The sequence below is a fragment of the Hymenobacter citatus genome (genome assembly GCF_014333615.1).
GTDB lineage: Bacteria > Bacteroidota > Bacteroidia > Cytophagales > Hymenobacteraceae > Hymenobacter > Hymenobacter citatus.
This window is the reverse complement of record NZ_JACSCY010000002.1, coordinates 88,199-100,242: the sequence shown is the minus strand read 5'-3', so window position 1 is coordinate 100,242 and position 12,044 is coordinate 88,199. Positions and strand designations below refer to the sequence as shown.

Sequence of the window (12,044 nt, the reverse complement as noted above, 5' to 3'; positions counted from 1 at the left end):
AGGGGGCCGGGGGGTGGGGTCCCGGAGGTGAACGAGCCCTACCGCATGTACACCACTGATGCGAAACGGTGGACTAAAAGTCTGAAGGAGTACGCTCGTGCTAACCGCAAGAACCCTACTCCCGCTGAAGATCATTTATGGCAAGAACTGCGCACCCACAAGTTGGGCGTGCAGTTTCGCCGTCAGCATGCTATTCAGCAGTTTATCGTCGATTTCGTCTGCTTGAAAGCTTGGCTGATCATCGAAGTGGATGGTAGCATTCATAATGAGACCGAACAAGCCGAATATGACGGCGGCCGCACGCATAATTTGCAGGACGCGGGCTTTTTAGTGCTACGCTTCACCAACGAAGACGTGCTACACAACACGTCACAAGTTCTGCAAACCATTACCGAGCACCTAAAACTGCTCCTTCCGACTTATTAAGAGTAGCTACCCCAGCATCTCATCAACTTAAAACCTCCACCTATCGTCAGGCTCCCCCTCTCCCGGAGGGGAGGGGGCCGGGGGGTGGGGTCCTACCCATGAACCAACTCGAAACCGGCACCTACGAAATCCTGCGCAACCGCCTGCTCAAAAGCAGCACCGACCTCCGCCAGCGCCTCGATGCCCTAAACACCGAGCGCAAGCAGGTATTCGGGGCCGTGGATACGCGCCTGATCGGCACCGGCCGCATCACTACCGACAACAACTGCCTGGCCTGGGACATGGTGCCGGTGGGGCGGCGGTTCATCTTTGGGTACAACGTGGTGCTGGGGTTGAAAGCGGAGCCGGATTTGGCCGATGTATTTGGCGTGTACGAGTACGCCGAGCACGATTTCCGGCCGCTGGGGCTGGAGCTGTTGCAGAATCCGCAGTTTCTGGAGGAGTTCCGCAACCTCTACCGCTATTATAAGAACACCCAGTTCGTGAAGTTTGCGGTGATTGGCGTGCACCTGTTCATGGTGTTTCGGGTAGGAAAGAGCGCCTCCGATGTGAAGACGTTTAAGTGGCTGATGCAGGGCGACACGCTCACTTACCTCGACAACCGCTCCGACCACGAGTACACCTTTCCGCCCCAGCACGAGTTCCAGTGGAAGCGCGCCACCCGCGACATGCAGCGCGGCGGCAAGCACCCCCACATCAGCATCGAGGACAAGGTGTTTGTGGAAACCATCGGCGGTGACCTCACCATTAAGGTAGAAGATAACACCAGCACCGGCCACGGCATCCTGAGCGAGCCGGTGGACGACAAGGACCAGACCCTCGACGATTCGGAAATCTACTACGCCGTGGTGGGCAACCTGATTCTGCTGAAAATCAGACCCTACCAGGAGCAGCAGTACCGCTACTTCATCTTCAACCACAAGCTCAAAACCGCCCAGCGCCTCGATGCCCTGGCCGATGCCTGCGTGCTGCTGCCCGACGGACAGGGCCTGATTTTTCCGCACGGCTTCTACCTGCAAACCGGCGACAACAAGCTGTTCGACAACGGCTTGCGGGAGATGCTGTTTGAGAAGCGCGTGGTGTCGCCAAACGGAGAGGATTTCCTGTACGTGTTCTATAACAAGGAAACCGGCATCTACCTGTTGCTGAGCTACAACCGCATTGCTCAGCGCGTAGACAACCCCATTGTGTGCCACGGCTATGCCCTGTTCGAGAACGGCGAGCTGTGCTACTTCCGGGCCGACGACGAGCCCAAGAAGCACCACGCCGTGCAGATCTGGCAGACGCCCTACACGGCCCCGGATTTCGAGCTGCCGGTTACTTCCGATTCCTACCTCTACAAGCTGGGCAACAAGGAGATAGTGCGGGCCATGAGCGAGGTACAGGAAGTCCTGACGCTGACCGGCAAGGACGACAGCTACGCCGGCCTTTACCTCGACTTGATTCGCCAGACCACGGCCCTCACCGACGCCTACCACTGGCTGCGCGAACCGGCCGCCCAGGCCCTGGCCGAGCCCCTGGGCGACATTCGGCAGACGGCTACAGCCGCCGTGGAGGAGTTTGAGAAGGTGCAGAGCATCCGCAAAAACACCGCCCAGCAAACCCAAACCGTTTTCCAGAAAGCCGACGAGCTGATTGGCCGCATCCGCCGCTCGGCACCCGATACCGTCACGGAGTTTGTGCAGCTGCTGGGCGAGCTGCGCGGGGTGCGGGGCGAGGTGATTTCCTTGAAGGAGCTGCGCTACGTAGAGCTGCCGGCCGTGGAAGCGCGCGCCACGGAGTTGGAAACGCTGAGCCAGGAAGTAGCCACCCAAACCGTGGACTTCCTGCTTCAGCCCGATGCCCTCCTACCCTACGCCCAGCGCGTGCAGGCCATTGCCGACGGCGTAGAGCAGGTGCAGAAAACCGTGGAGGCCGACCAGCGCGAGCAGGAGGCCACCGCCGTGGCCCAGGAGCTGGAGCTGCTGATTGAGGTGGTGAGCAACCTGCCCATCCCCGACCCTACCCAGACCACGGCCATCATCGACAACATCTCGACGGTGTACGCCCGCTTCAACCAGATTCGGGCGGCCCTTAAAAGAAGGCGGCAGGCCCTGGCCGGCACCGAGGCCCAGGCGGAGTTTACGGCCCAGCTCAAACTGCTGGAGCAGGCCCTCACCAACTACCTCGACCTGGCCGACACGCCCGCCAAGTGCGACGAGTACCTGACCAAGCTCATGGTGCAACTCGAAGAACTGGAAGGCCGTTTCCCCGACTTCGACCAGTTTATTGAGCAGCTTACCACGCGCCGCGAACAGGTAGTAGAAGCTTTTGAGTCGAAGAAAACGGCGTTGGTGGCGGCCCGCAACCAGCGCGCTACGGCCCTGCTGCAAAGCGCCGAGCGGTTGCTGAAAGCGGTGCAGAGTCGCCTCACCCGCTTGGAATCGGTGGCGGACATCAACGGGTATTTTGCCGCCGATGTAATGGTGGAGAAGGTGCGCCAGACTGCCCAGGAGTTGCTTACCCTCGGCGACTCGGTGAAGGCCGACGACGTGCAAAGCCGCCTGAAAACCCTGCGCGAAGACGCCGTGCGCCAGCTCCGCGACCGGGCCGACCTGTTTGCCGATGGCGGCCAGACGCTCAAATTTGGCCCGCACGCCTTCACCGTGAACACCCAGCCCCTAGAGCTAACCGTGGTGCTGCGCAACGACGCCCTGCACTACCACCTCACGGGCACCAACTTCTTTCAGAAGATAACCGACCCTACCCTGCTCACCCAGCGCCCCGTGTGGGAGCAGACGGTAGTATCGGAAAACCAGGACGTGTACCGTGCCGAGTTTCTGGCCTGGCGCATTCTGCAAGCGGCCCAGCGCCCTACCCCCGCCAACCCCGAGGCCGGCCGCTTCGCGGTGCTGTCGGTGGCCGACCTTGCCCACCTCAGCGCCGCCGAGCTGCTTGCCTACGTGCAGCAGTTTATGGCCGCCCGCTACCAGGAAGGCTACCTCAAAGGCGTGCACGACCACGACGCCGCCCTGCTGCTCACGGCCCTGGTGCGCCTCACCCGCACCGCCGACCTACTCCGCTACCCCGCCGACACCCGCGCCGCCGCGGCACTCTACTGGCTGCGCTTCTGTGACCCCGACCAGCGCGCCCACTGGGAGCGGCAGCTGCAAGGCATCGGGCTGCTGCTGCAAGTCTTCCCCGATTCGCAGGAGTTCGACGCCCTGAAAGCCGAGCTGCAAGCCGCCGTAAAAACCTTCGCCCAACAAACCGGCCTCTTCACCCTAGACCAAGTGGCCGAGGCCGGCGACTACCTTTTTGCTTCGCTAACTCAGATACTTAATAAGGAAGAACTACAAATTCAAAATTCTCCAACGTCAGAACTGGCCAAAAACCAAGAACCAACAACCAAAAACCGGTTCATCGTCTCCCAGGAAGCCGCCGAGCTGTACCAGCAGTTTCAGAAGCAGTTGCAGGAACGCCAGGCCACGGAGCTGTTTCAGCAGTCCGTTGAGCAATTGCGCGACCAGCCGGTAGCGCAGTTTCAGTTGATGCGGCAGTGGGTGCAGGCGGCGAACCCCACCCCCCAGCCCCCTCCCCTCCGGGAGAGGGGGAGCCAGTCGTCAGCAAATGGCACTGGCCTAGCACAACTTCAAGAACAAAACTCGTCCAACGATAATCGTCAGGCTCCCCCTCTCCCGGAGGGGAGGGGGCTGGGGGGTGGGGTCCCGTCTGGGCTCCTCGAAACCGCCGTGCTCCTGCTCACCGGCACCTACGACCCCGCCCGCGTCGTCCACACGCCTACCCTCGAAACCCTCGAAGGCTTCCAGGGCACCCACCCGCGCATCGCCGATGACCGCAGCTACCACCTCAACTTCCCCGACTTCCGCCGTCGGTTGCTGCACTACGACCGCGCCACGGTGCCGCAGTTCGAGCAGTTTCAGGAGTTGAAGAAGCAGCTGCTGGTGCGGGCGGCTCAGGACATGCGCCTGGATGATTTCCGGCCGCGGGTGCTCACGTCGTTTGTGCGCAATCAGCTGATCGACAAGGTGTACTTGCCGCTGATTGGGGCTAACCTCGCTAAGCAGATCGGGACGGCGGGCGAGGGCAAGCGCACCGACCTGATGGGCCTGCTCCTGCTGATTTCGCCGCCCGGCTACGGCAAAACCACGCTCATGGAGTATGTGGCAAATCGGTTGGGCCTCATCTTTATGAAGATCAACGGGCCGGCCATTGGGCACGCCGTGACCAGCGTAGACCCCGCCCAGGCCCCCAACGCCGGGGCGCGGCAGGAGCTGGAAAAGCTGAACCTGGCCTTCGAGATGGGCGACAACGTGATGATTTACGTGGACGACATCCAGCACTGCCACCCCGAGTTTTTGCAGAAGTTTATCTCGCTCTGCGACGCCCAGCGCAAGATTGAGGGCGTGTACGAGGGCCGCGCCCGCACCTACGACTTCCGCGGCCGCAAGGTGGCGGTGGTGATGGCCGGCAACCCCTACACCGAAAGCGGCGACGTGTTTCAGTTGCCCGACATGCTGGCCAACCGCGCCGACATCTACAACCTCGGCGACATTCTCACGGCGGGCTCCGAGGAAGCCTTCCGCCTCTCCTACCTCGAAAACGCCCTCACCAGCAACGCCGCTCTAGGCCGCCTCGCCACCCAAAGTCCCCAGGACGTGCCCGCCCTCATCCGCCTCGCCGAAACCGGGCAGCAGGACGGCCTCAGCTTCGAGGGCAACCACTCGCCCGAAGAGCTGAACGAGTACGTGGCGGTGCTGCAAAAGCTGCTGCGCCTGCGCGACGTGGTGGCCCAAGTAAATGCCGCCTACATTGCCAGCGCCGCCCAGGCCGACGCCTACCGCACCGAGCCGCCCTTCAAGCTGCAAGGCTCCTACCGCAACATGAACAAGCTGGCCGAGAAAGTGCGCCCCGTAATGAACGACCAGGAAATTACGGACCTGCTAGCCGCCCACTACGCCAGCGAAGCCCAAACCCTGACCAGCGCCACCGAAGCCAACCTGCTCAAGCTGCGCGAGCTGTTGGGCTGGCTCACCCCCGCCGAGCAAACCCGCTGGCAGCAAATTAAAGCCACCTTCCGCGACAACCTCCGCAACTCCGGCGCCGGCCAGCTCCTACAGATGCTGGATAAGCTGGAAAGCATTGCCGGGGGCCTGAGCGGGATTCGGGAGGCGCTGAAACGGGAATCATCAGCTAACTAAACAGTGGAGAAGGCCGATATCGTTTTCATCCTGACAGTATTGGTAGGTGGAGGAATTACTGGCTTCTCCCTGCTGATGATACAACGGAATCTGAAACTAAAGAAAGAAGGCACCACCGCAGAGGGAACAATTATCCAGATTGACTACGAGGGAATCAGTTCACCAGCTTACTACCTGACGGTACGATTCTGGACGCCTCAACAAGAATGGATGACTGTTCGCTCTAGGTATGGCATTAAATACTCCCGTTTCCGAGAAGGCCAAACCGTCAAGGTGCGTTTTGACCCGGTAGACGCTACTAACTTTACTATCGAAGGCGAAGGATCAGGCATAACAGCTTGGTTATCCGTACTTACAGGAATTGTTGTCGTCCTTTATGGCATTATACATTACCTGCGTGCTTAGCCGCTAGCCCACAACCTCCGCCACTCCGGCGCCGGTCAGCTCCTGCAGAAGCTAAAAAGCATTGCGGGTTGGTTGAGTGGGATTCGGGAGGCGTTGAAACGGGAGTAGCGAAGTAGCCGCGTAGCGGCGAAAGGTTTGTAGTAAAACAGCATTTCCGGCCTACCGCGCCGCGTAGCGGTGCAAGGAAACGCCTTCCATTCTTGCACCGCTACGCGGCGCGTCCCCTTGCTTCCTGATTGTACTACAAACCTTTCGCCGCTACGCGGCTACTTCACATTTTAAACAAGGAAATAGCTACCCCAAACTGCGGAGAATAAACTGTATATTTACCGCATAGTATGCGGAGAATATATACCTACATCCATCAACTCCCCGATTGGCCGCAGTTCACTTGGCAAGCCGCCGAGCTAGAAACCTTACTGGGCACCGTACGGCACCAGCAAGGCCGCCTGCTGGGGCGGCTCGATGGCCTGGGCCTGGACCTACGCGCCGAAGCCACGCTGCAAACGCTGACCCTAGACGTGCTCAAATCCAGTGAAATTGAAGGAGAAATGCTGCCCCCGGCGTCGGTGCGCTCGTCGCTGGCGCACCGCCTGGGCTTGGAGCAGGGCGGCCTACCCCCAGCGGACCGCCGTGTGGAAGGCGTAGTGGCGATGATGCTGGATGCCACTCAACAAGCCGAGCAGCCGCTCACCGCGCAACGCCTGTTTGGTTGGCACCACGCGTTGTTCCCTACTGGCCACAGCGGCTTGTATGCGGTGCGGGTAGGAGCCTGGCGTACCGGTCCTATGCAGGTGGTATCCGGTCCGTTGGGGCGGGAGCGGGTTCACTACGAGGCCCCACCCGCCGAACTGATGGAGGAGCAGATGCAGCAGTTCCTGGCGTGGTTCAACGCGCCCCTCGACCTGGATCCGGTGCTGAAAGCTGCCGTGGCGCATTTTTGGTTTGTGACGATTCATCCGTTTGATGACGGCAACGGGCGCATGGCCCGCGCCATTGCCGATCTGCAACTCTCCCGCGCCGATGGTACCGGGCAACGGTGCTACAGCATGTCGGCGCAGATTCAGGCCGAGCGCCAGGCCTACTACCACTTACTGGAAACCAGCCAAAGCAGTACGCTGGACCTTACCCCCTGGCTAACGTGGTTTCTGAGCTGCCTGGGCCGGGCTCTCACCAGCGCCGAGCATACCCTGGGGCAGGTGCTGGCGAAGGCCCGGTTTTGGGAGCGGCATCAGCAGATGCCTCTTTCGGAGCGGCAGCGGCACTTGGTGACTCGCTTGCTCAATGGCTTCGAGGGCAAATTGACCACGTCCAAATGGGCGCGTATGGCCAAATGCTCGCAGGATACGGCCGGCCGTGATATTGCGGACTTAATCAGCAAGGGCATCATCGTAAAAGAAAGTGCCGGCGGCCGGAGTACTAGCTACCGTTTGGCCCCCGAGGCGTAAGGCACACTTGAAAGGGGAATTGACTTTCTGTTCTGCCTTCACTACGAAAGCAAAGCCCAAACCCTGACCAGCGCCACCGAGGCCAAGCTGCGCGAGCTGCTCGGCTGGCTCACCCCGCCGAAGCTGCCCGTTAGCAGGAAATCAAAGCCTCCTTCTAAGATAACCTCCGCCACTCCGGCGCCGGCCAGTTCCTGCAGATACTCGAGTTATAACTTAACCACATATCATATTATTACCTTCAAATATATAATCCGAATGCATTCTAAACTGAATTAACTTTCGTAAACTCTATCTTAAATTCATTTTCCTTAATATAAGCTTGATAAAGCTCCACTTCTACTTGATTGTTATAATTATCTTTAATAATACTAATTATCTCTTTTTTGACTTTATCTTCACAGTTAACTCCAAAATATATAGCTTTTAGATCGTCATCATGCAACTTTATTTTCCTATCCTGCGGGGTAATTAAAGAAGAAGCTATTTGCCTCATTTCCTCTTCATACGACCAGTCTAACGACTTTGTATATATTAAATTAAATATAGCATCCTCAGCATTGGCCCTAAAATCGGCTGAAATGAATTCATCTACATAGTTTACATCAAGAGGCGCTACCCTCCCTTGTTTGTTACTGTTATTGAATTCTACACAAAAGCCTTTATGCTTATCTGCATAATGCGACCACATTAACATTGAGTCTTTTCGCCTCGAGTAACAGCAAACGCCTAATGATTTAGCACGTTTTCTAAATCTACTTATCTGCTCATCATTGTATCTACTTTTGCTAGTTTTAAATGACACTAAACAAGTATGACAATCAAAAGGATCATTAAAATCTTGAGGGGATGAGTAATATAAGTACTTATGACGCAAACAATCTAAACTATAATTTTGGGTTCCAAAATACTTAAATACAGTTTTAGGAACACCTTTTTCTCGTCGTATTTCCTCAATCCGTTCAACAGATGACAGTTTGTTATTTTTAGACAAACCCATTTTTTTGTTCGACAGAATTTCAGGATCAATCTTATAATAAGAAATATCACCTGTATTCTCAAAAGCATTTAACAAAGTTTCTACTTGCTCAGGAGACAGTTTAGTAGTCGGCTTATTCTCAATTACATAACCCTTTTCAGCTAAAAAATTTACTATTACTGAAAGTCCAACATTTAAATCTTTCGCTATCTGGTTCAATCTTCTAGCAACGTACATATTGTTTTATATTGATACTTCGAACATGAATGTTGTAATATTAACAGAATAATTAAAATATTACAGACTTATACTGTTTTGTTTATGGGCAAGCAATACCCCACCATCAGCCCCGACATTCAGGCCTTCATCGAGCAGTAGCACGTGTTTTTCGTGGGTACGGCCGCTGCGGATGGGCGCGTCAATATCTCGCCCAAGGGCCAGGATACCCTGCGCGTGCTCGATGCCAACCGCGTGGCCTGGCTGAACCTGACCGGCAGCGGCAACGAAACCGCCGCCCACCTGCTGGCGGTCAACCGCATTACCCTGATGTGGTGCGCCTTCGAGGGCAAGCCCAATATCCTGCGCCTCTACGGCACCGCCACCGTGTACCACCCCCGCGATGCGGAGTGGGCCGAGCTGCTGCCCCTGTTTCCGCCCCTACCCGGCGCCCGGCAGATCGTGGTAGTGGAGGTAGAGCTGGTGCAAACCTCCTGCGGCATGGCCGTGCCGTTCTTCGACTACCGGGCCGAGCGCAACGGACTACATGAGACAGCGCGGCCCCGAGCAGGTGGCGCAGTACTGGCACACCCGCAGCCTCGACGGCAAGCTGAGGACCTCCGCCAACAAGAGCTGATTACGCTAGTACTAAAAACGAAAGCGGCCCCGGCTACTACCGGAGCCGCTTTTGGCATTTGGGCTCAGCCCAACCTTTCGGCTAGCGCAGTAGTAAAGCTTTGTATCGTTTCACTTTCACTACCCCGCTATGTCAGCATCCACTCCCGATTCCGCCAGCTCTTCGCTCATTGATACCCTCCAGGTCCTCCGAGGCGGCGACCTGACGGCTCCCGCAGCCCTCAGCCAGCTTGAGAGTTGGACCCAAATGATCAACATCGGCGGCCCCGGTGCGCAAGGGGATATTTTCCTGGAACTGCAAAACCTGCAGAAGTACATCGCCAGCAGCGACAGCGCCAACATCAGCCACACGCTTCAGCAATTGGGCTTACTCACCACCAAAGCCGCAGAAGAAGACGTTACGGAAGAAGTCAGTGACTTGCTACGTCAGCTCGGCGAGGTGCTCACGGCAGCCAGCACCTCGCTACCCCAGCAGGCGCAGTAACGCACTAGTGCCACTGTTTGCTACCCGACCGGCGCGAGTTCGTAGCTCGTGACCAGTGTTGGTCCACTTGACGCGCGTTTAGCGCAGCGTAACGCGTGACCAGTCATGACGTGGAGGCTGCGCCTCCACAGCCGCCGCAACGGTCAGCCACTACCGCGCCGCCTGGAAAGCTCCGGGCGGCGCGGTTCGTTTTAAACAGGGAAGCACAGCCGCACGGCATGTCAGACGCGAGTTCCTCCACTGGTGCGCGTTTAGCGCAGCGTAATGCGTGTCCGGCTTCGGACCTCCACTGCCACGTCAGCGACGTGCTTGCTGCTATACGCTTCCCTGATGAGGAAATCGGTTGGCAATAGAAAGAGCATTTTTTACTACGTAACGACCAGTTTGCCTGGGGGGCTTGCGTCTCCCCTCACCCGCGCCGGTTGCAGCCGCGTTGTTCTTGCGTATTTTGTGGCTCCACCCCCTAAGGGACTCCCCCTCCGTTTCCTTTTACTTCCAGAACATGAAGTTTTCCGTTGCCCTTTGGTTGTTGGCTGCCGTTGCCGCAACCCCCCACTACCAGGGAAAAAGCCCTGAAGCGAGCAACGTGGTGTATCAATCGGCTGACTTACGCATTGTGCAGGTTTCTCAGCACACCTTTGTTCATACCTCCTTTTTGAATACGGAGCGTTTTGGCCAGGTTGCGTGCAACGGCCTCATCGTAAAAAACGGTAATGAAACCGTCGTCTTTGACACGCCGACCCATGAGCAGGAGTCGAAAGAACTGATTGCGTGGATCAAGAAGGATCTTCACTGCCAGATAAAGGCCGTAATCCCCACGCATTTTCACGATGACTGCCTTGGTGGGTTGAAGGAGTTTGAACGAAACAACATTCCCTCTTATGCCCACAAGAAGACGATTACCTACGCCCAGCAGCAGCAGTCCGCTGTGCCGCAGCGCAGCTTTACCAATCGTCTGGCTTTACCCATCGGCACCACTAAAGTATACGCCGCTTTTTGGGGAGAAGGCCACACGAAAGACAACATCGTGGGCTATTTCCCGGACGATAACGTCCTGTTTGGGGGGTGCTTGATCAAGGAATTGCAAGCGGGCAAAGGCAACCTCGCCGATGCGAATGTGCTGGCTTGGCCAACAACGGTACAAAAACTCAAGAAAGCGTATCCGCACGTAAAGGTTGTCGTGCCAGGGCATGGCAACGTCGGGGACCGAAGCCTACTCGACTACACGATTCAGTTATTTCAGCAACCCTAGCATAGTACCTTTTCTAAAATTGGAGCGCCGCCATGGGAGATGCTTTTTACTGGCGCGCGTTTGCGTAGCGTAACCCGTGTCTGGCTTTGAAGTGAAGGCTTTGCCTCCTCGTTAGAACGAATACGTTGCCCACATTTTCCAGGCGACGCAGTGCCGGCTTGCCGCTGACGCGGCAGTGTAGGTACAACCTCCACCTTACTGCCGGGCACGAGTTACGCTGCGCTAAACGCGCGCCAGTGGAGCTATTTCCACAGTTCATAGAATCCCCTTTTTCAACCAGCAACAACTCAAACTCCAAAACTGCGGCAACTGCGGCCGCCAAGCCACTAGGAACCCGGCCAGCTTGACGACCTGCTTTGTGCTCGTCCCTACCCGCTTAGCTGGTGAGGGCGGGGTAGTGGCGGAGCAAGGTGGGCTGCTGGGCCTGGCGCAGCAGAAAGTCGGCCACGCTGGCGCGGCTGATGCGGCCTACCTGCATGCCGGACGCTAGGGTGGATAGCACCTGGTAGGGCTCCAGCGGGCCGTTGGTGAGCATGCCCGAATTTCCCAGCGCAGAGTGCTGGCGGCCAGCAGTTCTTCCAGCTGCGTCTTATTGTCGTACTCGGGCTGCATAAACCAGCGGATGGCCAGGCGCATCCACCAGCTCAGGTAGGGGGCGCTGGCGCCCGCCCCGAAGCCGGTGAGCACTAGCACGGGAGCCAGCAAGGGCGCATCGGCGGTGGCTTCGAGCAGGGCGTGGGCCGTGTCGGTGAAGAGCGGGGAGGCGTTTTTCTTGGCCGTGCCCACCGTGATAAGCACCGCTTCGGCCCCCGGCAGTACCCGGCGCAGGTCGGCCACCGAGGTGGCGCTGCCTACCACCTTGGTCAGCTGCGGGTGCTCGGGCAGGGTAGCCACAGTGCGCGAGAGGGTGGTAACGTGGTGGCCCTGGGCCAGGGCCTGCCGAACGGCCAGCAGCCCTACCCCCGAGGAAGCCCCAATGATGGTCAGATGCATCGCAAAG

General features: G+C 57.7%; 10 protein-coding genes. 7 read left to right on the top strand and 3 right to left on the bottom strand.

Annotated features, from left to right (window positions below; translation table 11 throughout):
* Positions 1-45 precede the first annotated feature (45 nt).
* The 4 genes from H8B15_RS02750 to H8B15_RS02735 all read left to right on the top strand — a co-directional run bounded on the left by H8B15_RS02750 (position 46) and on the right by H8B15_RS02735 (position 7,480).
* Positions 46-426, top strand: coding sequence for an endonuclease domain-containing protein (locus tag H8B15_RS02750; protein ID WP_187318135.1), 381 nt, complete (start codon positions 46-48; stop codon positions 424-426).
* 98 nt (positions 427-524) lie between these two features.
* Positions 525-5,627, top strand: coding sequence for a DNA repair ATPase (locus H8B15_RS02745; RefSeq protein WP_187318134.1), 5,103 nt, complete (start codon positions 525-527; stop codon positions 5,625-5,627).
* A 3-nt stretch (positions 5,628-5,630) separates the two neighbouring features.
* The gene (locus H8B15_RS02740; RefSeq protein WP_187318133.1) at positions 5,631-6,032 is read left to right on the top strand and encodes a DUF3592 domain-containing protein; all 402 of its coding nucleotides are present in this window, start codon (positions 5,631-5,633) and stop codon (positions 6,030-6,032) included.
* A 347-nt stretch (positions 6,033-6,379) separates the two neighbouring features.
* On the top strand, positions 6,380-7,480 hold the full coding sequence (locus tag H8B15_RS02735; protein WP_425489780.1) for a Fic family protein: 1,101 nt from the start codon (positions 6,380-6,382) through the stop codon (positions 7,478-7,480).
* A 262-nt stretch (positions 7,481-7,742) separates the two neighbouring features.
* Here H8B15_RS02735 and H8B15_RS02730 read toward each other — a convergent pair whose 3' ends face one another.
* Positions 7,743-8,693, bottom strand: coding sequence for a DUF2971 domain-containing protein (locus tag H8B15_RS02730; RefSeq protein ID WP_187318131.1), 951 nt, complete (start codon positions 8,691-8,693; stop codon positions 7,743-7,745).
* A gap of 153 nt (positions 8,694-8,846) precedes the next feature.
* On the opposite strand from H8B15_RS02730, the gene H8B15_RS02725 reads away from it, so the two are divergent.
* The 3 genes from H8B15_RS02725 to bla all read left to right on the top strand — a co-directional run bounded on the left by H8B15_RS02725 (position 8,847) and on the right by bla (position 11,044).
* Positions 8,847-9,482 (top strand): pyridoxamine 5'-phosphate oxidase family protein, encoded by a 636-nt coding sequence (locus tag H8B15_RS02725; RefSeq protein WP_343069124.1) that lies wholly within the window; start codon positions 8,847-8,849, stop codon positions 9,480-9,482.
* The gene (locus H8B15_RS02720; protein ID WP_187318130.1) at positions 9,439-9,792 is read left to right on the top strand and encodes a hypothetical protein; all 354 of its coding nucleotides are present in this window, start codon (positions 9,439-9,441) and stop codon (positions 9,790-9,792) included. The genes H8B15_RS02725 and H8B15_RS02720 overlap by 44 nt, the downstream gene beginning before the upstream one ends.
* A gap of 502 nt (positions 9,793-10,294) precedes the next feature.
* A complete protein-coding gene (bla, locus tag H8B15_RS02715; protein ID WP_187318129.1) occupies positions 10,295-11,044 on the top strand; it encodes a subclass B1 metallo-beta-lactamase in 750 nt (249 codons plus the stop codon).
* A gap of 376 nt (positions 11,045-11,420) precedes the next feature.
* On the opposite strand, the gene H8B15_RS21165 is transcribed toward bla, so the two are convergent.
* Together H8B15_RS21165 and H8B15_RS02710 are read right to left on the bottom strand one after the other, a co-directional pair.
* The gene (locus H8B15_RS21165; protein ID WP_281383867.1) at positions 11,421-11,546 is read right to left on the bottom strand and encodes a hypothetical protein; all 126 of its coding nucleotides are present in this window, start codon (positions 11,544-11,546) and stop codon (positions 11,421-11,423) included.
* Positions 11,531-12,037, bottom strand: a complete 507-nt coding sequence (locus tag H8B15_RS02710; RefSeq protein WP_187318128.1) for an NAD(P)-dependent oxidoreductase — start codon at positions 12,035-12,037, stop codon at positions 11,531-11,533. Before H8B15_RS02710 ends, H8B15_RS21165 begins: the two co-directional genes overlap by 16 nt.
* Positions 12,038-12,044 lie beyond the last annotated feature (7 nt).